This window comes from Halospina denitrificans (assembly GCF_004364635.1).
GTDB lineage: Bacteria > Pseudomonadota > Gammaproteobacteria > Pseudomonadales > Oleiphilaceae > Halospina > Halospina denitrificans.
This window is the reverse complement of the sequence record NZ_SOAX01000002.1, coordinates 573088-598883: the sequence shown is the minus strand read 5'-3', so window position 1 is coordinate 598883 and position 25796 is coordinate 573088. Positions and strand designations below refer to the sequence as shown.

The 25796-nt window shown below is 52.1% G+C and carries 24 protein-coding genes; 7 read left to right on the top strand and 17 right to left on the bottom strand.

Annotated features, from left to right (window positions below; genetic code table 11):
* Window positions 1-8: 8 nt before the first annotated feature.
* The 17 genes from DES49_RS06385 to DES49_RS06305 all read right to left on the bottom strand — a co-directional run bounded on the left by DES49_RS06385 (window position 9) and on the right by DES49_RS06305 (window position 17878).
* A complete protein-coding gene (locus DES49_RS06385; RefSeq protein WP_133735542.1) occupies window positions 9-662 on the bottom strand; it encodes an HAD family hydrolase in 654 nt (217 codons plus the stop codon).
* Complete coding sequence (locus DES49_RS06380) at window positions 655-1629, bottom strand: ATP-grasp domain-containing protein (RefSeq protein ID WP_133735541.1); 975 nt, start codon at window positions 1627-1629, stop codon at window positions 655-657. Before DES49_RS06380 ends, DES49_RS06385 begins: the two co-directional genes overlap by 8 nt.
* A 16-nt stretch (window positions 1630-1645) precedes the next feature.
* On the bottom strand, window positions 1646-2320 hold the full coding sequence (locus tag DES49_RS06375) for a hypothetical protein (RefSeq protein ID WP_133735540.1): 675 nt from the start codon (window positions 2318-2320) through the stop codon (window positions 1646-1648).
* An 83-nt stretch (window positions 2321-2403) separates the two neighbouring features.
* Window positions 2404-3051 carry a sugar transferase gene (locus tag DES49_RS06370; RefSeq protein ID WP_133735539.1) on the bottom strand — a complete coding sequence of 216 codons (648 nt, stop codon included), beginning with the start codon at window positions 3049-3051 and terminating at the stop codon, window positions 2404-2406.
* 66 nt (window positions 3052-3117) lie between these two features.
* Window positions 3118-4359, bottom strand: coding sequence for a glycosyltransferase family 4 protein (locus DES49_RS06365; protein ID WP_341776793.1), 1242 nt, complete (start codon window positions 4357-4359; stop codon window positions 3118-3120).
* Between the two features lie 168 nt (window positions 4360-4527).
* A complete protein-coding gene (locus DES49_RS06360) occupies window positions 4528-5628 on the bottom strand; it encodes a glycosyltransferase (protein ID WP_133735537.1) in 1101 nt (366 codons plus the stop codon).
* Window positions 5629-6279: 651 nt separating this feature from the next.
* Window positions 6280-7386: an EpsG family protein gene (locus DES49_RS06355; protein ID WP_133735536.1), complete on the bottom strand. Its 1107-nt coding sequence runs from the start codon at window positions 7384-7386 to the stop codon at window positions 6280-6282.
* Between the two features lie 76 nt (window positions 7387-7462).
* A complete protein-coding gene (locus tag DES49_RS06350; protein WP_133735535.1) occupies window positions 7463-8503 on the bottom strand; it encodes a glycosyltransferase in 1041 nt (346 codons plus the stop codon).
* 164 nt (window positions 8504-8667) lie between these two features.
* Complete coding sequence (locus tag DES49_RS06345) at window positions 8668-9534, bottom strand: sulfotransferase domain-containing protein (RefSeq protein ID WP_133735534.1); 867 nt, start codon at window positions 9532-9534, stop codon at window positions 8668-8670.
* Between the two features lie 16 nt (window positions 9535-9550).
* Window positions 9551-10237, bottom strand: a complete 687-nt coding sequence (locus DES49_RS06340; RefSeq protein ID WP_133735533.1) for a sulfotransferase — start codon at window positions 10235-10237, stop codon at window positions 9551-9553.
* An 8-nt stretch (window positions 10238-10245) separates the two neighbouring features.
* Complete coding sequence (locus tag DES49_RS06335) at window positions 10246-11277, bottom strand: sulfotransferase (RefSeq protein ID WP_133735532.1); 1032 nt, start codon at window positions 11275-11277, stop codon at window positions 10246-10248.
* Window positions 11278-11474: 197 nt separating this feature from the next.
* Window positions 11475-12668 (bottom strand): ATP-grasp domain-containing protein, encoded by a 1194-nt coding sequence (locus DES49_RS06330; RefSeq protein WP_133735531.1) that lies wholly within the window; start codon window positions 12666-12668, stop codon window positions 11475-11477.
* Between the two features lie 27 nt (window positions 12669-12695).
* Window positions 12696-13769, bottom strand: a complete 1074-nt coding sequence (locus DES49_RS06325) for a DegT/DnrJ/EryC1/StrS family aminotransferase (protein WP_133735530.1) — start codon at window positions 13767-13769, stop codon at window positions 12696-12698.
* Window positions 13766-14635 carry a glucose-1-phosphate thymidylyltransferase RfbA gene (rfbA, locus tag DES49_RS06320; RefSeq protein WP_243864914.1) on the bottom strand — a complete coding sequence of 290 codons (870 nt, stop codon included), beginning with the start codon at window positions 14633-14635 and terminating at the stop codon, window positions 13766-13768. Before rfbA ends, DES49_RS06325 begins: the two co-directional genes overlap by 4 nt.
* Window positions 14636-14643: 8 nt before the next feature.
* Complete coding sequence (locus DES49_RS06315) at window positions 14644-15678, bottom strand: NAD-dependent epimerase/dehydratase family protein (protein ID WP_133735528.1); 1035 nt, start codon at window positions 15676-15678, stop codon at window positions 14644-14646.
* Between the two features lie 18 nt (window positions 15679-15696).
* Complete coding sequence (locus DES49_RS06310) at window positions 15697-17481, bottom strand: ABC transporter ATP-binding protein (protein WP_133735527.1); 1785 nt, start codon at window positions 17479-17481, stop codon at window positions 15697-15699.
* A 67-nt stretch (window positions 17482-17548) separates the two neighbouring features.
* Window positions 17549-17878 carry a MarR family EPS-associated transcriptional regulator gene (locus DES49_RS06305; protein ID WP_133735526.1) on the bottom strand — a complete coding sequence of 110 codons (330 nt, stop codon included), beginning with the start codon at window positions 17876-17878 and terminating at the stop codon, window positions 17549-17551.
* A 441-nt stretch (window positions 17879-18319) separates the two neighbouring features.
* On the opposite strand from DES49_RS06305, the gene DES49_RS06300 reads away from it, so the two are divergent.
* The 7 genes from DES49_RS06300 to DES49_RS06270 all read left to right on the top strand — a co-directional run bounded on the left by DES49_RS06300 (window position 18320) and on the right by DES49_RS06270 (window position 25792).
* Entirely contained in the window at window positions 18320-19435 is a 1116-nt protein-coding gene (locus DES49_RS06300; protein ID WP_133735525.1) for a polysaccharide export protein, read from the top strand.
* Window positions 19436-19446: 11 nt separating this feature from the next.
* Window positions 19447-19881 (top strand): low molecular weight protein-tyrosine-phosphatase, encoded by a 435-nt coding sequence (locus DES49_RS06295; protein WP_133735524.1) that lies wholly within the window; start codon window positions 19447-19449, stop codon window positions 19879-19881.
* A gap of 16 nt (window positions 19882-19897) precedes the next feature.
* Complete coding sequence (locus tag DES49_RS06290; RefSeq protein WP_133735523.1) at window positions 19898-22138, top strand: polysaccharide biosynthesis tyrosine autokinase; 2241 nt, start codon at window positions 19898-19900, stop codon at window positions 22136-22138.
* A gap of 259 nt (window positions 22139-22397) precedes the next feature.
* Entirely contained in the window at window positions 22398-23342 is a 945-nt protein-coding gene (locus DES49_RS06285; RefSeq protein WP_133735522.1) for a Gfo/Idh/MocA family protein, read from the top strand.
* Window positions 23343-23346: 4 nt separating this feature from the next.
* On the top strand, window positions 23347-23925 hold the full coding sequence (locus DES49_RS06280) for an acyltransferase (RefSeq protein WP_133735521.1): 579 nt from the start codon (window positions 23347-23349) through the stop codon (window positions 23923-23925).
* Window positions 23926-23928: 3 nt separating this feature from the next.
* A complete protein-coding gene (locus DES49_RS06275) occupies window positions 23929-24216 on the top strand; it encodes a hypothetical protein (protein WP_133735520.1) in 288 nt (95 codons plus the stop codon).
* The gene (locus DES49_RS06270) at window positions 24203-25792 is read left to right on the top strand and encodes an aminotransferase class I/II-fold pyridoxal phosphate-dependent enzyme (protein WP_279591378.1); all 1590 of its coding nucleotides are present in this window, start codon (window positions 24203-24205) and stop codon (window positions 25790-25792) included. Before DES49_RS06275 ends, DES49_RS06270 begins: the two co-directional genes overlap by 14 nt.
* The last annotated feature ends 4 nt before the right edge of the window (window positions 25793-25796 follow it).

Sequence of the window (25796 nt, the reverse complement as noted above, 5' to 3'; positions counted from 1 at the left end):
GGGAATTGTTATGCGGAGATTAGGTCGCTCAAGTGGTTAATCCAGGCGTCAGGTTTGTAGCTGGCATCCAGTCCGACCATGGATTGATTGTGAGTATTCTTTCCAGAACCGACGAGGCCTATGGTTTGCCACCCCAGGCTGTTAGGGGCAAGAAAATCCTTTTTAGGATTGTCGCCAACATAGCAATACTTTGATGCTTGGAATGATGCTTCGACATGCTCGAAACGCTTGGTATCGGGTTTTGCATCGCCGTAATCCTCAGAGATAAAAACGGGAAAGCGCTCCAGTCCCAGCGCCTTTAATTTCAATCGCTGAGTTACTGAGCGACCATCGGTTAGTATCGCGATACCGGCCTGCGACTGTTCCAGTAACGCGAGGCTATGTTGTGTTGATTGTGTCAACTGGATATCAGGGAAGTGGTTCCGGTAAATCCAGACAAAGGAGTCTTTTCCAGACTCCGATACCCCGAGTTCGCGACAGAGACGTCCGAATGGGTCCCTATCACCTTCATCACGCCACTGGATAAGGGATTCATTGGCATTCCACTTGAACAACCGTTCGCAAAAGGCACCGACGGCGCGGAAGCCGGAGTTCTGGTAGTCGACTTCCGGATACAGGGTATCGTCCAGATCCAGAACCAGGAAACAGGACGGATCAATCATCGTGGGTGCAATAAACGGCAGCGTCGTACCTCAGCATCATGAGCCCGTCCTGCCATTCGCCATTGAATAACAGGGAATCGCCGAGAAAGTATTCGCGGACCAGATAGTCGGTAAAGGGAGCACCTGATTGATGGGTAAGAGGGTAACCTCCGCCGAACCTTGGATTGATCTCCAAGCCTTTGACATCCTGTGTATAAGAATTCACAAAAAACTGGAAGGTGATGCAGCCGACAGCCCCGGGGACAGACTTTAACCGGTTTACGAGGTGCTCATACGCAAAGTCCTTGCGTGTGATTCCTTTGCTAACCTCACCATCCCGCACCTCCAATCGCTCGCGACATACGAGCGCTTTCAACTGGTGGTCAAGGCCATAATACCCATCGACCGTGTACTCAGCGTATGACGATGGAATCAATTCCATGAACATATTTTTCGGGTTGGTTCGGTCCTGCTCGGACAGGGATGACGCACTCTCAATTACCTTTGCCCCGACACTTCGGCTACCGTCAAAAGGCTTACAGAAACAGGGGAACCTCAGTTGGTCAGAATCATAGACTTCGGGATATCCGATTCCGAGTGACAGGAATAAGTTCCCAGTCTTTCGTTTGTCATGACACGCTGACAGCAATTCCGGCTCTGACACGACGGGTTCAACGCCCATCTCCCGGAAGCGGTTCTTTTCGCGCGCCAGGATCTCCAGCTCAGGGTCAATTGTCGGAACGACCAGTCCAACGTCATACTCATGACAGATATCCAGAAGCGCCTCAACGTAATTGGCATCGGTGGCGCGAGGAACAGAAAAAGCCTTTTCTGTGACCTGGCATGCGGCAGATGTTTCAGGAACCATGTCTGTCGTATAAACAGCCCCCTTGCCGACATAATCGGCAAGCGAACGTTGTAGAAATCGTACGAGCTCAACCCGTCGACCTGCAGATAAAACCAGTATATTGGGGCGATTCAATAACATATATAAAGAGATTCTGTTAAACGGTTAACGAATCCAGCTTTTCACGGTGAGGGGCCATGTTTACATAGTCTTCAAGCCTCAGGTCTGGCCTGCTTATATTCGTTCGCTTCCATGGTTGGGCTCCCCGGTCAACCGGAAGACCGACAAAATCCTCCATATCGCTAAGATGATCCGTAATTCGGTCAAGCGGTACAACCAATGTCCTCTTATCCATGGAAGCCTCCTGATAGACTCGTACCCAGTATTGGAGAAGGGCTTCCACCACTTTTGCTTTATCTTCTTCCGAATACTGTTCGAAACGGTCTAGCGGCGGGGTAATATAGCGATCAAAGTAAAGGCGGCAGACGTAGTTGTATCTGATTTTGGACGACAGACCAGAAAAATAACTGATAACTGAAGATACCCAAACCTCAGGTGGGCGTTGTAGGTATACAACCGGAGCCTCTGGGGCAAACTGCCGAAGGCGACTCAATTCACCCGCAAAGAAGCCAGAGCACTCGAGGTCCAGATTGAGATACGCGGCGCGACGCGAAAGATACTCAACATTATCAAGACGCTTCAGCGTTCCGTAGTGTAGAGGTTCATGTTCAACGCGACACCTGCTGTTAAACAATCCTGACAGGAACGTCGTTCCTGTTTTGTAGGGGCTTATGCAGTACGCCGTTCGAACAGGGTCTGGCGGAGTTGACATGACTCGCCTTGATTCCCAACGACTTCTTAATTCGAGTCCAGGTCGATGGAAAGGACTTTTAACTAACCACTCGCTGACTGACATCACTCTTCATTCCGCTGTTCATCTGTTTTTCCCTCATTACGATACGAGTTGTTGTGTTCAGAACCGTAAAAAAAGGGCATAGTTGCCTCGCCTTCCGCTGAGATTCCTTTTGGGCGAATTACCTGCACCGCGGTCAGGATAAGAATTCTAATATCCAGGCAAAGTGAATGGTGGTCTACGTACCATACGTCCAAGTCGAACTTCTCTTCCCAACTCAGCGCATTCCGTCCGTTGATCTGCGCCCAACCGGTTACTCCCGGTCTTACTTCATGCCGTCGGTACTGCCAGGCGTTATATCGCGGGAGGTATTCCATTAATAGGGGGCGGGGGCCCACAAGACTCATATCCCCTTTCAATACGTTCCACAACTCTGGCAGTTCATCAAGGCTAGCTGTACGGAGGAACCGCCCTACCTGCGTCAAGCGTTGGTGATCCGGCAGCGGGTGGCCTTTTTCGTCACCCGCGTCTTTCATCGTCCGGAACTTAACCATCTGAAAGGGTTTACCCCATAGCCCTGGTCTTTCCTGCCGGAAGAATACGGGCCGCCCCATCGACAGAAGGACCGCGATGGCGATAAGAGCCATCAAGGGGAGAAGAAACAACAACGTGAGTGCCGATATCACAATATCCAGTAGTCGTTTCAGCATTTTCGCGTCCCACTCCAGGCAGGCTTCATTTTTGTCAAAGTTTCCTTGGGTCCGTTGGTGAGCTTTTTAGACGGTAGAGCCTGAGTCATGCGAAAGGCTGTAATCCCCCGGCGCAATTGTTGCCGCCTGCTCTGATGTGCCTGCCACTGCAGATTCAAGCACCTGCATCAGTTGCCCGGCGAGTTTGTCTCGGTCGAACTCGGTTTCCGCCAGTTGTCGGGCGGCCTGGCCTGCCTGTTGGAGCCACTCCGGGTTCTGGAGGGCGTGCTCAAGTTCGCGGGCTACAGTCTCAGTAGGCTGTTGCCACATGGCTAGTCCACAGCCATGGACTGATACCAGCTCGTGCATCCAGCCACCACAATTGAGAAGCACAGGGGTGCCTGAGGCAAGGGTGTCAAAGAACTTGTTTGCTGAGTTTGCGCGAGCTTCAGGGATATCAATAACCAGGTTCGCTGCCATCGATGCAGCAGAAAGCATGGCCGGAACATCGTGTTTCGGAATCTTCGACTCGAAGAAAACCGTGCGCTCATACACCCCAGCCGATTTCGCTTTTCTGATGACCGACTCTCGTTCTGCGCCGTCACCGACGAGAAGAATTCGGATGTCGGAATTCATTTCCAGAAGATGGATTGCAACATCAATGATGTAATCAACACCATTAACCTTACCGAAAGCTCCCGCATATACCAGAAGAGGCCTTTCACCGAGCCAAGGGCGAGCAGCCCGGAATTCGGACGCTGCTTCCGCATCGTGGGCGAACTCAACATTGTCACTGCTGTTCGGGATGACTGCGACATTTGATTCGGGGTAGCCGGTTCTGAGCACCCCCTTCTTCATACCGGGGGAAAGAGCGACGACTGCCTGAGCGTTGTGGTAAGCCCAGTACTCCAGTTTATGCGCCGCCCATCGCAGCACAGGGTTGTTGAGTGCCCCCATAGCGATTGGCATTTCTGGCCACAAATCGCGCACTTCAAACACCATCGGGATCTTCTTCTTTTTGGCCGCCGGAACTGCCGGCAGAGCGATGGTGAGAGGAGTGCTGGTAGCGAAAATGACATCTCCATCCAGCTCAATCGCCTTCTTGCGGGACGCAAGAGCGAATGCCAGAAACGCTTTGATGCGCTGGGAGTAGCTCATATGATTGGAATACGGAACTGGAAGCCAATGAACTTGAATACCGGCCTCTTCCGTCGCAAACCACCTTCCATCCGAGGCATCTTTTTCGCGGTAGCTGGTGACTATATGAACGTCGTGACCGGCTGCCACCATACGGCGGGCCATCTCATAGGAACGGGTCCCTCCCGCCATTTCGGGGGTATTGAAATATTGATGAAGGTAAATTATTCGCATAAATACAAAAAATCGCTACGTTGAAGGTTATTAGCGTGACACTGCTGTCTTGAATTCCCTACAACTTTAAAGTTGTTTGCTCAATATCACTGCCTGATATGTAAAAGCACTCCCTGTATCAGATGTCTAGGTTAAGAGTGAGTTGTATAATTTGACTAAGGCACGCTCTTGACTAGACCAATTATATAACTCTTGTGCCAAACTTTTTCCTCGGGCTCCCATGCTCTTAGCCTTCTCTGGATGATCACGTAACCATGACAATGCATCGGCGATACTTTTAATGTCATTAGGGGAGACGCAGATTCCAATCCCTTGCTCCACTATAAACCGGCGCCAAACTGGAAAATCAGACGCTATAATCGGTAACCCGACTGCCATGTATTCAAAAAATTTTGTAAGCTGTTTCTGTCGGTAGTGATGAGTGTCAGGGAATAAGGCCAAACCAGCCAGCCATTCTTCAGAGTAGTAAGTGACTATTTCGTCAAAAGGCACATATCGACCTTCTGCTGGAAGGTGAAACCGGAAGCTCCCACCACCCGCTTTCATTCGTATCTCCTTTGCAAGATCTTGTGGACAGCGGCCCACCGCGGTGATGGAGTAATCGGGTATTTGGCGGACCAGTTCCGCCATTATTAAGGCACCTCGGTCAGTGGAAATGGTGCCTGTGTATAACAATCTTGTAGATTCCGGGTTGTGTGCGAGTTTCTTTTGAAGTTTTTGAGTTTGGGGGTAATTAAGTATTTCATGAGCCCTTGGAAACCTTTCAGAATAATATTTCTCCGCAATGACATGTGTAAAAGGATAGCTCAGTAATTTTTCAAAAAAATAAGTTAAAAATGCCAGGACAAACCGGGCCCATACTGGAAGGTAACTTTTTTGGGATACAGAGGTATAATAATCTTCATGAATGTCGTAAATGATCGGCTTTCGTGTTAGAAGCAATAACCAGGCCCATGGCAGCAGTTCAGGGTCATGAAAATGATAGATGTCTGGTTTTTCTTTGAATGCGGCCCATATAACCTTTGGTGAGGTTAGTAACATCCTAGTCAGGCGTTTTTTTCTGCCGGGTGACACTCGTTTGATTGTAATTGTATCACTTTCTTTGGCGTCGGTATCGCCTGTAATAAATGTAATATCGAATCCATTATTAGCTAGGGAATCAATTTGCTTGAGGCGTATGCGAGGATCATTCGCGGGGTGAACGGAGCTGATATGGCAAGCTTTCAAGATAAAACCTTCAATTATTGTATTGAGAACTATGATTAAGTTTTGTTTTTAGGTATTTCAGTTTTTGCGAATAAGTCGTGGTGGAGTCACTTGTTTATTAACTTGAGGGGGTGCTTTAATGGATCAGAAGTCTGACCCCTACGTTGTAGTTGTAGCCCTTCCCGAGAAAGAGTCATTGAAAAATTTGATTGTAAGCGACTGTACTGTCGCTTTTTATTTTAGGGGTGTTTTATGAAAAGGCGAAGGCATAGCTAATATAATTGTTGGATATGTAAATGTAAGAATCTAACATGCAGTAAGAAGTCAATAATATTGCTGTTTGCCGGTCGTGTTCAGTCTTTATGGTTTTATGCAGTAACCAAGAAGGATTGAAATTCCCCCCAGTTAGGAATATGCTACCCCTTAATTTTAATTAAAGGCGCTGTCGATCGGAGTCTTTGCAAAATTAGGGCTGAGAGGCATACATAAACAGCTGTTATGAAGAAGCTGGGCATTGTTTATTTCTGCTGATGAACGGTGGAAATGTAATAAGGTACTGGAGTTCTATACGTCTAATAAATGACCGAATTAAAGGGTAGCTGTCTGAAGCTTCTCGTAGCAGGCACCAGTGTGATCGGGTCGGGTTACCATGCAGTTTGCTTTATCTGATAGTCAACACTGAGGTTCTCCCCAAGGAAATGTGCAAATTGGCCCAAGTATCGTTTTGTAATGATACTCCCCAACAGGAAATCCTATTACCTTTATAAGAAAAGGTGCTATAACATAAATTACGACAAATGGAGCTAGCTGTCTTGTTCGTTTATCTGTGAGAATATAATAAATCGGGAGTAAGTGGAAGAATGCTATATAGTGCCAGGCCCTAAAGAAAATAACGGGGGCGGTTAGCAACCCTAGATAGATGCCTGACGTTAGTATCCATAGCCCAACGAAATACCTTTGATTTTTAGGGACAGGACTCGGTTCTTTTTGGAGCAAATATAAAAAAATTAGGTTTAGTGGGATGTAGTATGCTTTGGTTGCAATATTGATTATGTCAGCTGGCTCGAATATTTCTTTGCTTAAGTAATGGTTATAGAAAGGGAATAAACTGTTTATGAGCGGACCTAGAATATAGGGGGTGGCTAGGAAGGCGGTCGCTACAAATGAAAATAGATAAAAGCGTAAAGGGTACTGTTGTAAAATATGAAGAAGTTTTTTTGGAAGTATCAGTAGAATAATCGCAAATATATAGGTTTGGTGAGAAATAATTCCGATTAATGAAAAAACTATTGCTTTTAAGTTTTTGTCTTCGGAGCGACACAGTGCAGCATTAATAAAACAAAACACCGCTGTATAGGTCCGAATAATGTTCATTTGGTTCTGGTAGAGCCCGAAAGTTGTTAAAAATAAGAAGACTATGATATAGGCTGAATAACCTTGAGCTTTCAATTTAATGAGGGCGTTGACGATTAAGGCAGTATTAATAAGATATGCTATAACAAAAAAGGAATGAGCTGGGAGGTTCTCTTTTACGATGCTGAATATTGTATAGTATAAGTATTCTCCTTTTTGGTAATAAATAGATATATTGTGATTTCCTTTAGCAGTTTCTAAATAGCTAGAGTAATCTGCGCCAACCTCTAATTGTAATGCGGGCAAAATGAGCAAGATAACAAAGAGTAGAAACAAGGATACGCTGGATGCTTTGCGGTCGAACCTCTGAGATTCCCAGACATAAGAGGCAAGAAAGGCTATTAAGGCGTGGAATGCGTATGCCATGTAAAATGGTGCCTTGAAGTTAGGTTGTTTTTGCAAATGGATTTGAGGATTGGTTATTTCTAGTTTTTTGAGGCAACTATTTAATAGTGTTTCGCACTATTTTTTTTATTTTCCGATATTTATTTTCTCCAATAGCTTTCCTTGCTAAAGGTTTTAGCCTTTCTATAAATATTAATTTTGATAAAAATGCTTTTAGAAGCTCCGCGAAGGTAGCTTTCTGCAAGACGTGTCTTTTGAATTCTTTTCTATAAAATGCGGATAGTTCTTTTTCTTCTTTTCGCTTGTAATAACGATACATCCAAAATAGCGTATTGATCATATCATCCAGCTTAGAGTCGGAACCTGAATAGGACCATACACCGCCTGAATGGATTCGATATGCGGCTGGTTGTATTTCATCATGGAAGTGACTTTTGCCGTAGCGGCCAAGGATAGAGATCAAGAACTTGTCGCCATTTCTAACAAAATTCCGTTCGGGCGCGAAGTCCGGAATTATATTTCTGTATACCCAACTCATAGTCAGTATCAAGGCATTACTTTTTGAAAGCTCATCGCCCGTATAGTCTTTTTTGTGCGAATTGGATAATTTTGAGAGTGTTAGTTCCTTGCTGTTTTCGTCAATAACAAAGGCATCATGGCCAGAGATTACATAGTCGGGATGACGTTCTAAGAAATCTACTTGGATTTGTAATTTTTTCTTGTCCGTCCAATAGTCGTCGCCTTCGCAAACGGCAATGTATTTTCCGTGCGACTTATGATGCAGAAAGCTTAAGGCTCTTCTGCCCTGGGAGTATTGGTTCTCGCTTTGCAGTACGGTTTTTATAATTCGGGGATATTTTGCTTGGTATTCCTCAATTAACTCACGGGTTCCATCAGTGGATGCATCATCATGGATCAATATCTCAAACGGAAAATTAGTCTCCTGCATCAGGAAACCATTTATTGCATCATCTAGAAATGATCGATGGTTGAAAGTTATGCATTGGATGGTGACTAGGGGATCCTCGGGGCCAGAGTTCCACTGCGCTAATATTTGATGTTCTGTTTTTGGTTTCGGTGGTTTAGGGGGTATATCGGCGGAATCGGTTTCTTGGCTCGTTGCGCTTAGATTAGCCATGCATCAAACTCTGAAATAGAATAAAAGACTGGTTATGGGGCGTTCTTTATTATTATTGCCGATAGAGGTATTGGGCCACTTTGAGAACTTTGAAAACGCAAAAAGTCTCCGCCCAATATATTAGAGCTGGAACCGGATTGGTCTAGCGTTGAGTGCTAATGCAACTACCAGTCTGGGCGGTACCCAAGATAGTTGAACAAATCATCATTCGCAGGAGCGTACCATTCCTGAAGTGTCTTAAGATCTTCGGGAGATATATTTGAGGGGTACGTCCGTTTATTTTTAATCTCCCCGGGAGGTGTTTTAGACAGTTCGCTGCAGGGCACCCCTAGGAAGTCGTAACATTTTTTGAGTACGGTTTCGGGGGCAGTTTTGAGTTCATTAAAACCGAGCACAAGTACGCGTTTACTCCCAAAGGCATCAATATACCGTTCGATCTGCGGTTTGTAGATCCCGCGTCTCAACAAAGTTGGTTCGTCTTCAGCATCGCCCTCGTTAATAAGGTCCATCTCGATATTGATATAATCAGAGAAAGAAGGGCATCCATTTTTGAAAAAGACCTGATATATTCGGCTTTCTTTTCGGCCATAAGGATCATTTTGAATTGCCCAAGGAACAAACCCTTCTTCACTCCACTGTCGATACATGTTCCATGCAGAGTAAGCGCGGCTTATCGGCTCGCGGAGGAGGATTATTATCTTGAGAGTTGGGTTATATTCATACAGGCGTTCTGGGACCTTAGGTCGGAATAGATAAGTTGGTGATGCTTCGTAGTGCAAACCGTTTTTTCCGGGAGGCTTGATGAAATGACTTTCATACCAGCCGAATCCTTTTTTATAGTTATCTTCTCTATCAAAAAAGTGGACTTCCTTAGGTAAGGAGCCTAAAAATCCCTCTCTTTCCTGCAAGTAACTGAATAGGGAGGTAGTTCCGCTTTTTTGAGCACCAACAATCAGGAAGTCTGGCTGGTGTCCTCCCCAAACTTTCCGTTTAAAATTCCTGAAAGCAAGGGCAGCTGTTTTCTTAACCATAGCTTATTGTTCTCTGTTAAGTTCGGTTTGCCCATGGAAAATTGTCATACGGAGAGTCTACATCCAAAAAATTCTCGAACTTTTGATATGCGCCTTTTTCGGAAACATTAATCACTAGCAGGTCATCCGGACGATTTTTGAAATACTCCATAACGTCTCTGTTGTAACGTAGGTAATGTGAAATCATGATATCTTTGTTATAAGGATCGCTATCTGGTGTGCCGTGCACCCTGACTACGTTATACATGAAGCCAGGCCATACGTAGCGGGCAGCTTTTAGGTCTCCTGCTGTAGGTATACATCCGTTTTTTCCGAAATTTTTAGCGTGATAGCGAGTAATGGATTGGTACCATTGCTCAGCATCGTCCCTAACAGTCAATATAAATTTACTTCCCGGGTATGCCTTGTCTAAATATTTGTACGTTTCAGGGTAGCTGAAGGGGACGTCCTGAAAAACCTGCGCCGTTTTACAGTAATTGATGATGGGCTGAAAATTGCCCTCGAAATAGTATTTGCCAGTAAGGATTTCAGCTTTCCGTTGATTTCCAAGCGGGTACCCCAAGTCTTCAAACGCGCGCTTCAAAGAAGTTGTACCAGTTTTGTTTCTCCCGATACAGAAATACTTGACCTTACCTTTGGCTTTTCGTCGGTTCCGGATATCTATTGCTAGCCGGATGGCTCGATTTTTGATTCTGTGTAACACGGTTTTTCTTATTCCTTGTCATCCTTAAATGCTTTATAGGCTCGCGCAGCTTCTTCCTGGCTATACTCCGCCAACTTCCAAACATTAGTATTAGAAAAGCTGGTTTCACCAGAAAGCTCAGGAACTACAGCATCACCGATGGCGCTCTGTGTGAACACGCGCTGAGTGATTTCGTTAAAGTAGTATTCTGGACGTTGGCAGAAGTCTTCATACTGAATTACTAACTTATTTTGAGCTGGTAGATCAGCTATGCCTTTTTCGACTGAGCGATTGATTGAGGCGACTTGACCTGCAACGGAAGCTAGAGGGTCGAGATTTTTAAGTTGCGGGTACTCTTTGATCTTGAAAGAGTACCACTGATTCATATTGCCGTACTGACGGTCACGTGCCAGCAGCAGCGATTGGATATTGTACTCTGGTTGTCGGCGAAGCCATATAAAGATGGCGGTGGGGAATAGCTCTGCCATGTAGGGGATGTTCTCGTTGAAGATCATTCCTTTGCAGGCGAAAGGTTTTGCGAACAGGTCAGTCATACCTGCGATTTCGGCGCGCAGCGTTGCACTATCTACTATGCGTTCGAGCTCCTCGCGGGACCTGTATTCGTTGCCAGGCAAAAAGCGTCTCCAGAAGTACCAGAATTCGTTGGGTGACAACGCGCCGGCAGTCTTTCCGTGGTGGGATTCGAAGTTGGTATTGCCCTTAAGGTCATGAAGCTCGTCACGGAAGTCGTAGGCCGGATCAGTTAGAGCTTTCTGGATACGGGCGCCGGTAATAGGTGCGGCCCAGAAACGCGAGAGTAGATTGCTCGGATATGCAAAGACGCCGGTAGATGCCAGCCATTGCATAAATAAAGTCGAGCCACAACGAGGCGCACCCATGACGAAAACAGGTGGGAAAGGTGGCGTTTGCTCACGATAGGGCTGCATAGCCTTAGCTTCGGCCGACGCCAAATCCTCATTGAGGGTGCGGAGCAGAGATTCCAAGTCGTCATTCCGGGCGAATTCCGAACGACGTTTTCGAATACGTTCGTCAGTTGGCATAGTTCTCTCTGGGTCAGCTGTTGTTCAATAAAGCGGTAGAGCAGTGCATGTGGTCAGGGTCGCTGTGTTTGATCATTGGCATCGGTGGATTGGCAGATTAGTTTAGCGGAATACTTGCATAGGCCAGCTGAGTGGTGAGTATTTTATTGCACAGTATTGCGTTGGGGCCTGTTTAGAATAGCTGTCGATGCCCCCTACTATAGGTATTCCACAAATATTTCGCTATTCATGTCATCCATGAGTGCGCACATCTCCTGTGCGGTCTGGAAGCGAAGAATCATAGTGCCGACTGTGTCGTTCGAGCCTCTGAAGAGCTTTACTGGATCGCCTCGCTGCTTCCAAATATCTTGTTCGACGATACGGGATTGCAGTTGCTCTGAAATATGCAGATCACCATATGAGCCGTCGGCCAGTGCATGAACGATGTAGGAGGCCCAATAACCTTTAAACGGCGAGTCATCAGGCAACTCATAATCGTTTCCAAGAGCGGCTTCGACGGTTGCGGCGATCAAGTCTACACCCGTTCCGTACCGGATAACCTGGGGAATCAGGTTGCCGCCATTACGTGGACCAATCTCTAAGAAATATAGCTTTTCCTCTTCAGTGAAGATGAAGTCGAAATTCAGAGCTCCGGTCTGTATATCAAGCAGATTGAGTAGCCGCTGGGTCTCGGAATGGGCATGGTCGAGCAAGCGATCCGGCAGCACCGATGGGAAACTTTCTCCAATCGGTACAAGTCCGTTGCATTGGTAATCAAAATGTTCGTTGGCCCAGCAACGAAAAGCGAGACGCCCATCGCGGACAAAACCATCACCGGCAACTTGGTAACCGGCGCGTACGAGCTCAGTTTCTACAATAACTCTGCCGGAACGCGAGAAAGCAGCCGCATACTCGAACGCATCCCGAAATTGTGCTGCATCCGTTACGCGGGTAACGCCTTTGCTCCCGGATGAGTCCACCGGTTTTGTAAAAACATTGCCATCTATGCTTTCGGCGAATTCGGCTGCCGCACTGGCGCTGGTAAATGATTGGGCTGCGGGGACGTTAAATCCGTTTTCCTGAAGAAAAGACCGAAATTTATCTTTCTCAGCGAGCGTGCAGACCGACTCGTATGGATTGGACGGCAGGTCCATGGCATTTCCTACGTAGGCGGCCGTCGGCGCGGCAGGATCGGAGGCATACGCAACGATACCGTCAATGGCCTCCTTGCGCGCGATTTCCAGTACGCCATCGAGATCCGTAGTACTGCAGTCATACCATCGTTGGGCCAAACGGTGCCCCGGATTATCCGGTTTATAGTCAACCGTTATAATCTCGTAGCCCTTTTCGCTCGCGTACTCAATTGGCGGCATTTGCATGGGGGCCGCTCCCAAAAACATTACCTTTTGCACTTTCAGATCCTTGAAACCTGTTTCAGCTTATAGATTCTTACAAACGTGCTCACAGACCCACTTAACTTGGTGGGTCGTAAGCTCCGGATAGAGCGGAAGGCAGAGGATTCTGTCCGCAATGTCACTCGCCACCGGGCATGCATCATCATTACCGTAGGTTGTGGTTTCGTGTAGTGCAGGTGAGAAATAATGCCGAGGGCGAATACCGGCTTGCTGCAGGGAGGAGTCAACCGCACTTGCCTGCTCTTCGGAGGCAAGCAGAATCGGCATATAGGCGCCATTCTCACTCCCTCGGCGTTGCGGGAATTCAACATGTCCTTTAAGGCAGTGGTGATATTCCTGAATAAGCGCTGCACGTTGGGTGATGATCTGGTCGATTGAATCCAGCGTGGCCAGCCCCATGGCGGCATGCAGTTCGCTCATTTTTGCGTTGATGCCGACACTGGCGATGTCATTTGGCGTTTCAGGGGATTGGCCAAAATTGATCATCGACCGGGCTCGTTCAAGATCATCCCGGTTTTTGAAGACGATGCCTCCCCCCTCCACAGTGTGAAAAAGCTTCGTGGCATGGAAGCTGAGAGTTGCTGCGTCGCCACAACTAAGAAGGCTTTCACCTTTGTACTGCACACCAAAGGCGTGCGAGGCATCGTAAATCAGGGGAAGGTTATAGCGGCTCGCAATATCCTGGAATGAATCGTGATCGCACGCGTTGCCATAGACATGAACGGGTACCAGGGCCTGCGTCCTTTCTGTGATGGCCTTTTCAGCTTGGGAGGGGTCAAGGTTCAAGGTGTTCGGGTCGATATCCGCAAAGTGAGGCGTAATGCCCTGCCACTTCATGGAGCCGGGGGTCGCGGCGAAGGTAAAGGGGGTGGTCACTGCTTCGTCTTCAACGCCCAACGCTTTATAGGCAACCTGAAGAGCAAGCGTGCCATTGGCGACCAACAGCAGATTCTGAACGCCAAGGTAGTCTTCAAGGCGTTGGGTTAGTTCCTGAACCAGAGGGCCATTATTGGTGAGCCATGCGCGTTCGCAGATACCATCCAGGTACTTGTCGAGTGTTTTGCGGTCCGGGATAAACGGTTTGGTGACCTGAATCATGATTCCTCAGCGATGTCTTTGAGATAAGCCCCGTAAGCGGTCTTCTGGAGGGCATGTGCCGTTTCGAACAAAAGGTCCAGCGAAATCCAACCCTGTTTATAGGCAATTTCTTCGAGACAGGCGATCTTGTAACCCTGTCGCTTTTCGACGGTCTCAACGAACTGCGCGGCCTCTAGAAGGCTTTCATGGGTGCCTGTATCCAGCCACGCGAAACCGCGACCTAGCACTTCAACATTGAGATCACCACGGGAGAGGTAGGCTTCGTTCACAGACGTAATCTCCAATTCGCCCCGGTCAGATGGTTTCACCGAACGGGCAATATCGACAACGTCATTGTCGTAGAAGTAAAGGCCCGTCACCGCGTAATGGGATTTTGGATGTTTCGGTTTTTCTTCGATGGAAATGGCCTTTCTGTTTTCATCGAATTCGACCACCCCGAAACGCTCTGGATCCTTGACCTGGTAGCCGAAAACTGTAGCGCCAGTGGTGCGCGCCGCAGCTTGTTGCAGTTTAGGAGTAAAGCCCTGTCCATAGAAAATGTTGTCGCCAAGGACCAGGCAGACTGGATCGTTGCCGATGAAAGGCGCACCAATCGTAAATGCCTGAGCAAGACCATCTGGAGAAGGTTGTGCTGTATAGCTCAGGTTAATGCCAAACTGGCTGCCATCGCCGAGGAGGTACTGGAAACTGCTCTGATCCTCTGGGGTCGTTATAATGAGGATCTCCCGTATACCCGCGAGCATGAGTACGGAAAGGGGATGGTAGATCATGGGTTTGTCGTAGATCGGGAGCAGTTGTTTTGAGACCCCCTTGGTAATGGGGTGGAGTCGTGAGCCGCTACCGCCTGCCAGTATGATGCCTTTCATTGGAGTACTCATTCGATATCCAGAATGCCGCCGTGACGTTCAATGTCCTTGATGATGCGGTGCCATTTAGTGAGTTCCTGGTACCAATTGAGCGTCAGTGTCTGGTCCGTTTTATCCAGTTCACCAGACTGGAGCTTCTCAACGATCTCGCGGGTGCCTGTCTCTGCGGTGCGGGAGGCTTTCCAGCCGAGTGTTGACTCGAGTTTTTCAAATGAGACCCGGTAACTGCGATGATCCGGCTCGCCGTACCACTCAATACCAATGCTTTCGCCGAGGAGCTCACCTACGGTAGCGGCGACCCGTTTGCCCAGGTCACCCAGCTGATAGGTGTTTTCCGCGCTGCCCACATTGAAGATTTCACCGTTGATCTTTTCCGGCTCTGCTTGAAGCAAGAGGGTCATGACATCCGTTGTATCCTGGACGTGGAGCATGGGGCGGTACTGTGTACCGTCCCGCATAAGAGGCAGATTTTTATTGGTGTAAGCCCCATAGGTCATACCGTTAATAGCCAGGTCAAACCGCATTCGTGGGCTGTAGCCGAAAACGGTAGCTTGGCGCATAATGGTGACGACAAAATCCTGATCGGCCAAAGGAAGTGTGTCATTTTCCGCTTTCTCGTTGGCGCGGGCGTATACCGTCAGTGGGTTGGTACCTGCTGTTTCATCCACGACATCATCCTGAAAGCCATAGATGCTGCAGCTTGAGGGGAGGATGTAGCGTTTGACGCCGGCTTGTTTGGCCATTTCGGCTGTTTTTGCGCGGCTTTGGTGATTGATCTGCCACGTAGGCTCTGAAAAGAGCTCGCCACTGGGGTCGTTTGAGATTGCGACCAGGTCGATAACATGATCGATGCCCTTGAAGTGCTCCGGTGTTAGCCTCCGGCTATCTTCTTTAACGATTTCCAGCCCTTCGTGAGGCGTCAGCTTGTCGTCACCGAAAAAATATCGGTCGATTGCCCGCACGTGGTAGCCGTTGGCGAGTAATTTGGGAACTAGAACGCTGCCGATGTATCCGCCGGCGCCGGTTACTAACACGGTTTGCATGAGTGCTTTCCTAATCACTTACACGGCCATCTTCTGAAAGGCCGCACTGTTGTTGAGTAGTTCGTTGTAGGTGCCCTTGGCTGTGATGCCACCCTGCTCAAGAAGCACGATCTGATCGCACTTTTCCACAGTGCTGAGCCGGTGGGCGATCATGATGATGGTCTTGTCGTGGCTCAATGCGTTGACGGCATCCATCACGGCTTTTTCCGTAGCGTTATCCAGTGCACTGGTTGCCTCATCGAACACCAGGATGGCCGGATCGTGATAGAGCGCACGGGCGATGCCAATGCGCTGGCGCTGGCCGCCTGAAAGACGCACGCCTCGCTCGCCCACTTCCGTTTCGTACTGCTGTGGCATCTGGTTGATGATGAATTCGTGCACCTGCGCCATGCGGGCGCACTCTTCCACTTTCTGGTGGTCAATCTTCGCTTTTGGGATACCCAAGGCGATATTTTCAGCAACGGTGGCATCCACCAGGAAGATGTCCTGTGGTACATAGCCGAGGGAGGCCTGCCACTGGCGCAAGTTTTCATCCGTGATGGGGGTATCATCCACTTCCAACTGCCCTTCTGTGGGGCGGAGCAGGCCCAGGATGAGGTCCACCAGGGTGGTTTTGCCAGCGCCAGTGCCGCCCACAAGGCCGATGGCACTGCCAACCGGGACGGTAAGGTTGATGCTGTTCAGGGCCGGGGTATCTGCCGCTGGGTAAGTGAAGCTGAGATTGTTCAGGGTGATGGCGTTGTTGGCTTCCAGCCGGTCATTGGGGAGGTTACGGATTTCGGCCAAGGCTTCCCGTTCGCTGAGGTCGCTGTAAATCTCATCCACGGCAGCGGCGCCAAAACGGAGCTTGGCAAAGCCCTGGTAGATGCGTTGGGCAGCCGGAAGGAGTTTGTAACCTGCAAATGCATAGAGGCCCAGCACCGGCAACGCCTGGCCCACGTTATCGTTGCGTGCCATCAGCAAGAGTGCCAGCACGATGACGCCGCCAACACCAATGGCCTCAATGAAATAACGCGGCACCTCGGCAAGCGTAGCGTTGGTGGCCTGGTGTCTGGAAAAACGGGCAGAGGAAGGACGAAAGCGCGTAAGGTAGGCCTGCTCCCGGCCCAGCAGTTTGATGTCCTTGATGCCACCCAGGGCCTCTCCGGCTGCCGTGAACCGTTCCTTGTTGGAGATTGCCCGTTCCTTGCCAATTTTTGTCAGGTGCTTCTGGACCACACCGAAGATCATCAGATAACTGCCGCCAATAACAACACCTACCCCAAGTGCGAGCCACGGATCCTGGATGATGAGGAACAGAATGATCGCCAGGGCCACCACGCTGTAGGCGATGGCATCGAAGCCGGGTTTGATGACATTCATGATGAGCTGGTCGACCTCTGAGAGAATGCTCTTGGCCATATCCCCGCTGTGGCGGTTCAGAAAGAAAGCGTAGGGCTGGCGAAGGTAAGTTTCCAGCAGGCGCTCCCCCACGCTGTGCCGGCGCATCTGCGCATAGCGATTGATGGCATAGGTAGTGACGATGCGCACGGCAGCGCCGATGAGCACGATACAGAAGGCACCAATGCCCAGCGCCATCAGGAAGCCCTGTTTGGACTGGAAGCCAAAGAAGTTGTAGGTGGCCAGCAGGTAGGGGGTGTTTTCAACGGCTTCGGGGTCGCCCATGACGGATAGAAACGGCATGATTGCGGCGACGCCGACGGTTTCCATGATGGCCATGAGGATGACCATAGCCATGACGAGGGCACCCCGGCGGCGTTCCTTAGGGGATAGTAGGGCCAGGATTTTTCTGAAAGTAGTCATTCAAGCCTTTCGGTAGGTGTCGCGAACAGGGTCCGCTTTGCATTTCAGGGGCGTACGCAACAAGCTCCTAAAGCTGTTGCTGGGCGACTTCCTGTTTCAACGCCTCTATCTCCTGCTCAATCTGCTCATACTCCTCCAACTTCCGCTGCAGAAACCGCCGAGTAACCCGCGCCTTCTCGGTCACCCCAGCCGGCGTAAGCTGATAGAAGTAAGCACTCTTATTCTGGCTGTTCCGGAAGTTCTCCGCCTTCACCCACCCCTTCTCTTTAAACGCACGCAGGCAATAGTTCAGCTTCCCCAGACTATAGCCGAGCTCAATGGCGAGCTGGCGCTGGGAGAGGTTGGGGTTCTGCTCCAGGGCGCGGAGCAGTTGGTAGCGTTCGTTGTCTGTGAACATGGTGTCCGGGCACGCTACCGCCCCAGGGCGTGCCCCCCTGTTGCCAAATCCGTGCCTGCCGGGTTTTGAAAGGTTTCTGTGTTCATTGGTTGAACACGGATTCTAGCACCTGCTCAACATATGGCAAAGTTACTGAGGGTCTGGGGGAACATCCCCCCACAACCCCCATACACTTAGCTTTGTCACTTGTTTGCCATGCAGGATGCCGTAAAATTGGCGCCGTTCGTTACACCCAATTCATAAAGGCTGACAGGGATTAAGCTCGGGAACGGCATTGATCCCCCAACAGAACAGAAGCTTATGGCCTCAAAACACCGGGCTCGGGTCGGTGGGGCGGTAGCGTGCCCGAAGCGGTAGCCGTGACCACCTCCCTGGGTTTGTTCAGCCCGCTGATTCTCTCTTGAAACGCATCGAAATCTGATCCGAAGGAAGTTCTGCTGGATGAAAGCTCTAATCGCACTGATTCTGTCAATCAGCCTGGCTGGCTGTGCTTATGCCCCCGGCTCCCACATCAGCGCCGGCGGCTGGACATCCGACTACAGCAGCCCGCCAGAGGAAGACTACAGCGATCTGGTGGAAGTCAGCCGTATCGGTCCGGCCGATCTGCGGCAGGCTATGACCACTCAGGCATCGCCCCCGGCCGAAGAACTCCTGTTGGACGACAGCGATTTCGAGTACCGCATCGGCATAGGCGACGTACTGCAGGTCATCGTATGGGACCACCCGGAACTTACCATCCCTGCCGGTTCCGAACGCAGCTCCCAGGAAAGCGGCAACGTTGTTAACGAAAACGGCGACATCTACTATCCCTACATCGGGTACGTCCACGTGGCCGGAAAAACCACCCAGGAAGTGCGGGAAGTAGTCGCCGACCGTCTCGCCCACTACCTTGAGTCTCCCCAGGTAGACGTATCCGTGGCCGCCTTCCGCAGCCAGCGTATCTACGTCACCGGTGCCGTAGAGAAGCCCGGCGTCTACCCGCTCACCAACGTGCCCACCCGACTGGTCGATGCGATCAGCCAGGCGGGGGGGCTGGAGGAGAATGGCGACTGGCGCCACGTCGTGCTCACCCGTAACGGCCGCGAGTATAGCCTGTCCCTGAAAGACGTCTATGAAGAAGGCAACAAACAGCACAACGTACTGCTCAAAAGCGGCGACGTGATCAACGTTCCCCAGGGTGCCGACCGCAAAGTGTTCGTACTGGGCGAAGTGGGCCGCACCCAAACCCTGCCCATGGGCCGTAACGGCCTGACTCTGGCCGAAGCCATCTCCAATGTGGGGGGGCTGGACGAACGCAGGTCCGATGCCACCGGCGTATTCGTGGCAAGAAAGGCAGATGATGCCGGGCCAGACAGCGAGCACCTGATCGACCTGTACCAGCTGAACCTGAATGACGCCACCGCCATGGTAATGGCAGACAGTTTCCACCTGGAGAACAGGGACCTCGTCTACGTTACCGCCGCGCCGCTGGCCCGCTGGAATCGCGTAATCACTCAATTAGTACCGTCATTGAGTGCCGTGTTCCTGGGTGAGCGTGCCGCTAACACCGTGGAATAAACCAAATCGCCATGTTTAACCACATACTGGTACTCTGCGTCGGCAACGTCTGCCGCAGCCCCGTGGCCGAAGCCCTGCTGAAAGCCAACCTGCCCGGCAAAACCATAGAGTCTGCCGGGCTGGGCGCACTGGTGGACCATGAGGCAGACCCGACCGCCGCCGAACTGGCCAGGCAGGCCGGGCTGGATCTCAGCGAACACCGGGCAAGGCAGGTAAGCACCGAACACCTGCGCCGGGCAGAGCTCATCCTGGTCATGAGCGAAGGCCAGCGCGCCCAGGTGCGGGCGCAAGACCCAACCGCCGCAGGCAAAACCATGCTGCTCAGCCACTGGCTACCCGGCAAGCCGGACATTCCGGACCCTTACAGAAAAAGCCATATAGCTTTTGAACACGTACACGACATGCTGCAGAGTGCCGTACAGGCCTGGCTGCCCAAGCTGAAATAACCACCAAGAGCAACGAATGAGCGAAACCAACACCATTGCCCCCGGCAAAACAGGCCGCCAGAACGACGACGAAATCGACATCGGTTTTCTGCTTGGCAGCCTGTGGGATCACAAAATCTTCATCGCCGTGCTCACCCTGGTCTTCGCCCTGGCCGGGCTTGTCTACGCCACCCTGTCTACCCCCATCTACCAGGCCGATGCCCTGGTGCAGATCGAGAAAAAGTCCGGCACTATCCCCGGGGCGGACATGACAGAAATGCTGGGCGGACAGGAGAAAGACAGCGAGACCAGCACCGAAATCGAAATCCTCGGCTCGCGCATGATCCTCGGCCAGGTGGTCGACCAGACCGACCTGGACATCGAAATTCAACCCACCACCCTGCCCATCATCGGTGACTGGCTGCGACGCAAAGGCGTCACCCGCCCGGATTTCATGGAAGGCCACGCTTCCGTGTGGGGTGGCGAAACCCTGGCGATCAGCGAACTGGTTGCCAGCCACGAAAGCAGCACCCTGAAACTGTCACTGGAATCGCTGGGCAATGGCCGCTACCGCCTAAAAGACGCCCAGGGCAATGAACTGGGGCAGGGCACGGTCGGCGAGAAGCTGGTCGTCGAAGAGCCCTGGCTGGAGCTCACCGTAGCGGAACTGGACGCCCCGGCCGGTGCCACATTCACAGTGATCAAAAAGAGCCGGCTTGCCGCCACCAACGATCTCAAGAGCCGTCTGCAGATCGAGACCCAGGGCAAAGAAACCGGCATTCTCAACCTCACCCTGCAGGGCCCGGACCGCCAGGAGCTGGTGAAAAGCCTGAACGCCACCAACCAGGTCTTCCTCTCCCAGAACATTGCCCGGCAGGCCGCCGAAGCGGAAAAGAGCCTGGAATTTCTGGAAGAGCAGGTCCCCAAGATTCGAGAGGAGCTCAACGAAGCGGAAAACCGCCTGAACGAATACCGCCTGGAGAGCGACAGCATAGACCTCAGTGCTGAAACCAGGAACGCCCTCGACAAAATGGTGAGCATCGAAGCCAGCCTGAACGAGCTGGAACTGAAGGAATCCGAACTGGCCCGGCGCTACACCGAGAATCACCCGGTATACCGCGCCCTGCTGGAAAAGAAAGAACAGCTGATGCGGGAAAAAGCCCGCCTGGAAGAACGCACCGACAACCTGCCGGAAACCCAGCAACAGGTATTGCGCCTGAGCCGGAATGTTGAAGTCAACCAGGAAATCTACGTGCAGCTGCGCAACCGCATGCAGGAGCTGCGCCTGGTACGTGCCGGCACCGTCGGCAACGTACGCATACTGGATGACGCCGTAGCCCAGGGCCAGGTCGCCCCGCGCCGCAACCTGATTGTTGCCGTGGCCGGCGTGAGCGGCCTGCTGCTGGCCATGGTGATTATCCTGCTGCGCGCCGCCCTCAATCGGGGCGTCGTCTCGCCGGAACAGCTGGAAGAGCTGGGCCTGCCGGTGTACGCCACCGTACCCCTCTCCGACTCTGAAAAACGCGGTTCCGGAAAACGCCGCAGCAAGCCCGGAGGCCTGCGCCACGACCGCAGGAAAAAGGATGGTTCCGCCAAGAGCCTGCTGGCCTTTCGTAACCCCGCAGACATGTCTGTCGAAGCCATCCGCGGCCTGCGCACCTCCCTGCACTTTGCGATGATGGAAGGCAGCAGTAACCGCCTGGTGATCACCGGCCCGAGCCCGACGATCGGCAAGAGCTTCCTGTCTACCAACCTGGGCGCCGTATGCGCACAGGCCGACCAGAAAGTGGTGGTGGTAGACGGCGACATGCGCAAAGGCCACGTACACGAAGCCTTCAAACAGGATGCCCATGGGGGACTCTCGGAGGTCCTCTCCGGTAAACTGGAATTCGGGCAGGCCGTACGCACCTCAGAAGTCGAGAACCTCAGTTGGGTCAGCCGCGGCAGCGCCCCGCCCAATCCCTCGGAACTGCTGATGCAGGCCCGCTTCAGCGAATTCCTGGATTATCTGAGCGAAAACTTCGACCTCGTCATCATAGACACCCCGCCGATCCTGGCCGTCACCGACGCCGCCATCATCGGCAAACAATGCGGCACCACGCTCATGGTCGTGCGCTTTGGGATCAATACCCCGAAAGAAATCCAGATCGCCGAACACCGCCTGGCCACCGGTGGCGTCACCCTCAAAGGCACCATCCTCAACGCCATGGAAAAGAAAGCCGCCACCAGTTATGGCTATTACGGCTACTACTACAACTACTCCTACAAATCGGAGTAGGGCAGGGCACCATTTTCAGACCAACACCCAAAACCAGCATCACCGCCACCCTCATCGGCGGCGTCCTGGGTGTGCTTATCGTCTTCGTCCGCGAATTCCTGAAACCCAAAAATCCCTGCTTTTTGGGATCTCAAACCAACGTAGGAACGCGTTCTACACGCGATGAGGGGCTGTTCCTCCGTCATCCCTTCGATATCGTGAGCGAATGTTCCTCCCGCACGAGTAGAACACCGCAACCTGATACCCACTGGAGCCCCCATTGAAAAACTTTGCCCTAATCGGCGCAGCCGGTTTCGTTGCCCCGCGCCACATGAAAGCCATCCATGACACAGGCAACAACCTGGTCGCCGCCCTCGATCCCAACGACTCCGTCGGCATCATCGACAGCTACTTCCCCAATGCCGACTTCTTCACCGAGTTCGAGCGGTTCGACCGGCACCTGGACAAGCTCCACCGGCTGAACAAGGGCAATCAGGTCGATTACGTCTCAATTTGCTCCCCCAACTACCTGCACGACTCCCACATGCGCTTTGCCCTGCGTACCGGTGCCGACGCCATCTGCGAAAAACCGATCGTCCTCAACCCCTGGAACATCGACGGCGTGCAGGACATTGAGCGGGACACCGGTCGCAAGGTGAACACCATCCTCCAGCTCCGGGTGCATCCCTCCATCATCGCCCTGCGCGAGAAGATCCAGAACGAGGCGAGCGACCACAAGCACGACGTGGACCTCACCTACATCACCTCGCGCGGCCACTGGTACACTCAGTCCTGGAAGGGCGACGTGCACAAGTCCGGCGGTATCGCCACCAACATCGGCGTGCACTTCTACGACATGCTCCACTACCTATTTGGTAAGCTCCAGTCGAACGTTGTCCACCACCGCGAAGACCGCTGCGCGTCGGGTTACCTTGAATACGAAAAGGCCCGCGTCCGCTGGTTCTTGTCACTGAACTACGAAGACGTGCCCGAAGCCGCCAGGAACGATGGCCAGCGCACCTTCCGGTCGATCACGGTGGACGGCGAGGAAATCGAATTCTCTGGTGGTTTTGCAGACCTCCACACCCGCAGCTACGAGGGAATTCTAGCCGGCCGCGGCTTCGGCCTGGAAGAAAATCGCACCGCCATCGAAACCGTCGCCCACATCCGCGACGCCGAAATCACCAAACCGGAAGGCGATTACCACCCCTTCCTGAAGGCGTAACAGCATGAACTACAAAGTCCACGACACTGCCATAGTCGACGAAGGCGCCCAGATCGGCGAGGGCTCGCGCGTCTGGCACTGGGTCCACATCTGCAGCGGCGCGCAAATCGGCAGGAACTGCTCCTTCGGCCAGAACGTCTTCGTTGGCAACAAGGTCACCATCGGAGACAACTGCAAGGTGCAGAACAACGTCTCCGTGTACGACAACGTGCACCTTGAGGAAGGCGTGTTCTGCGGTCCCAGCATGGTGTTCACCAATGTCTACAACCCGCGTTCGCTGATCGAGCGCAAAGACGAATACGTGGACACCATCGTCCGGAAAGGTGCCTCACTGGGCGCCAACTGCACCATTGTCTGTGGGGCTACCGTGGGCGAGTTCGCCTTCATCGGCGCAGGGGCCGTCATCAATAAGGACGTGCTCGCCTACGCCCTCATGGTCGGCGTCCCCGCCAAACAGATCGGCTGGATGAGCGAATACGGCGAGCAGCTGGATCTGCCTCTGAACGGCGACGCTGAAACCACCTGCCCCCACACAGGCGCTCGTTATACACTCAGAGATGGACGAGTCCAGAAAGAGGGTTAAGCCATGCAAGTCGATGCCGTCTACGACAATGGATCGGTCAAGCTTCCAGACCATCTCCGATTCAAGCACCAGCGTTTTACGCTAAGGATCGAAATTCCTGACGAGGAAGTTGTTAGCGCCCCCTCAGAAACGGAAAGCCAGGATCCAGAGCCAGGCTCAGGCGATATCAGGGATCAGATACGCGCCATCCTTGGTCCTGATCATGAAAAGCTGACCAGCCCTCCCACCGCCGAAGAGACGAAGGAAATCTGGCACCGACACCTGGAGGAAAAACACCTTGGCGGCCGCTGAACATTACATCCTCGACGTCAGCACTCTTGTCGACCTCTGGCTGGAAGGAGAAAGCAGTGAAGCGATAGCGCAGCTGTTCAGTGCAGCCCAGTCTGGTGAGGCCCAGCTCTGGATCGCAGCCAGCAGCCTCCCTACGCTGGACTACGTCGCCCGCGCCCTCATGAAGCAGGCCGGCATTGCTCCGGACCGGGCGAAACAGCATGTACAGGCACTGATGAACGACCTCCTTCAGCGCGTTGGCGTATTGAGCACACACGGCTTCGAACAAAGTGACGTTTACACCCTTGCCCGTGATTTTGAAGACGCCCAGATCGCCGCAGCCGCTCGATCACTGCCAGGCCGTAACCCAATACTCGTAACGCTGGATAAAACCTTCGACGCTCTGGGCGAACTCAACGTACAAACCCCAACCGAAGCCGAAGATGCGCGCCTCGCGGGCGATTCGGCTAATGAACCCAACGCCGACAACCCAATCCCCTTCATAGACCTGGCCGCCCAACAGGCCCGGATCCGCCCCCAGATCGAACAGCGGATCGAAAACGTCCTGCGCCACGGCAAATACATCCTGGGCCCGGAAGTCACGGAACTTGAAGAAAAGCTCGCCGACTACACCGGTGCTAAATACTGCATCTCCTGCGCCAACGGCACCGATGCACTCCAGGTCGCACAGATGGCACTGGGTGTGGGCCATGGGGACGAAGTCATCGTACCCGGCTTCAGCTACATCGCTACTGCGGAAACACCCGCACTGCTCGGCGCCAAACCGGTCTATGTGGATATTGATCCCCGCACCTACAACATGGATCCAGCGCTGATTGAAGACGCCATCACCGAACGCACCAAGGCCATCATTCCCGTCTCACTCTACGGCCAGTGCGCGGACTTCGACGCCATCAACGCCATCGCCGAAAAACACAACCTGCCCGTCATTGAAGACGGCGCCCAGAGCTTCGGTGCTAGTTATAAAGGCAGGAAGTCCTGCAACCTTACAACTATCGGCTGCACCAGCTTCTTCCCGGCCAAGCCACTGGGGTGCTACGGAGACGGCGGCGCAATCTTCACCAATGAGGAAGAACTGGCCACCGCCCTCAGGCAGATCGCGCGCCATGGCCAGGACCGGCGCTACCACCATTGCCGCGTAGGGGTAAATAGCCGGCTCGATACGCTGCAGGCAGCCATCCTTCTACCCAAACTCGGTACTCTTGACGAAGAGATCCAAGCCAAACAGAAAGTAGCTGACCACTACACCGATCTCCTCCTTAAGAGCGCGTCTAGTGCGCAATCAGAGCTCACTACCCCGTACATCGAACCCCACAACCAAAGCGCCTGGGCCCAGTACACAATCCGCGTTCCAGATCGGGATAAGCTCCAGAAAGCTCTAAAAGAAGCAGGGATTCCAACGGCTGTGCATTATCCAATACCTCTCAATCACCAACCTGCAGTATCCGATTCCCAAGCAAACGTGCCGGTAGGGAACCGAGTATCTGAGCAGGTAGTCAGCCTTCCAATGAACCCTTTCCTGAATAGTCAAGGCCTTGATTACATTGAAATGACTACATCGGAATCTTTCAATTGACCAA

What these genes read in the sequence shown, in the direction of transcription:
- DES49_RS06315 (WP_133735528.1), bottom strand. Translation starts at nt 15,678, where the DNA reads ATGCAAACCGTGTTAGTAACCGGCGCCGGCGGATACATCGGCAGCGTT.
- DES49_RS06290 (WP_133735523.1), top strand. Translation starts at nt 19,898, where the DNA reads ATGAGCGAAACCAACACCATTGCCCCCGGCAAAACAGGCCGCCAGAAC.
- DES49_RS06345 (WP_133735534.1), bottom strand. Translation starts at nt 9,534, where the DNA reads ATGGTTAAGAAAACAGCTGCCCTTGCTTTCAGGAATTTTAAACGGAAA.
- DES49_RS06385 (WP_133735542.1), bottom strand. Translation starts at nt 662, where the DNA reads ATGATTGATCCGTCCTGTTTCCTGGTTCTGGATCTGGACGATACCCTG.
- DES49_RS06365 (WP_341776793.1), bottom strand. Translation starts at nt 4,359, where the DNA reads ATGGCGGGAGGGACCCGTTCCTATGAGATGGCCCGCCGTATGGTGGCA.
- DES49_RS06300 (WP_133735525.1), top strand. Translation starts at nt 18,320, where the DNA reads ATGAAAGCTCTAATCGCACTGATTCTGTCAATCAGCCTGGCTGGCTGT.
- DES49_RS06310 (WP_133735527.1), bottom strand. Translation starts at nt 17,481, where the DNA reads ATGACTACTTTCAGAAAAATCCTGGCCCTACTATCCCCTAAGGAACGC.
- rfbA (WP_243864914.1), bottom strand. Translation starts at nt 14,635, where the DNA reads ATGAAAGGCATCATACTGGCAGGCGGTAGCGGCTCACGACTCCACCCC.
- DES49_RS06355 (WP_133735536.1), bottom strand. Translation starts at nt 7,386, where the DNA reads ATGGCATACGCATTCCACGCCTTAATAGCCTTTCTTGCCTCTTATGTC.
- DES49_RS06380 (WP_133735541.1), bottom strand. Translation starts at nt 1,629, where the DNA reads ATGTTATTGAATCGCCCCAATATACTGGTTTTATCTGCAGGTCGACGG.
- DES49_RS06275 (WP_133735520.1), top strand. Translation starts at nt 23,929, where the DNA reads ATGCAAGTCGATGCCGTCTACGACAATGGATCGGTCAAGCTTCCAGAC.
- DES49_RS06305 (WP_133735526.1), bottom strand. Translation starts at nt 17,878, where the DNA reads ATGTTCACAGACAACGAACGCTACCAACTGCTCCGCGCCCTGGAGCAG.
- DES49_RS06370 (WP_133735539.1), bottom strand. Translation starts at nt 3,051, where the DNA reads ATGCTGAAACGACTACTGGATATTGTGATATCGGCACTCACGTTGTTG.
- DES49_RS06375 (WP_133735540.1), bottom strand. Translation starts at nt 2,320, where the DNA reads ATGTCAACTCCGCCAGACCCTGTTCGAACGGCGTACTGCATAAGCCCC.
- DES49_RS06280 (WP_133735521.1), top strand. Translation starts at nt 23,347, where the DNA reads ATGAACTACAAAGTCCACGACACTGCCATAGTCGACGAAGGCGCCCAG.
- DES49_RS06335 (WP_133735532.1), bottom strand. Translation starts at nt 11,277, where the DNA reads ATGCCAACTGACGAACGTATTCGAAAACGTCGTTCGGAATTCGCCCGG.
- DES49_RS06325 (WP_133735530.1), bottom strand. Translation starts at nt 13,769, where the DNA reads ATGATTCAGGTCACCAAACCGTTTATCCCGGACCGCAAAACACTCGAC.
- DES49_RS06350 (WP_133735535.1), bottom strand. Translation starts at nt 8,503, where the DNA reads ATGGCTAATCTAAGCGCAACGAGCCAAGAAACCGATTCCGCCGATATA.
- DES49_RS06295 (WP_133735524.1), top strand. Translation starts at nt 19,447, where the DNA reads ATGTTTAACCACATACTGGTACTCTGCGTCGGCAACGTCTGCCGCAGC.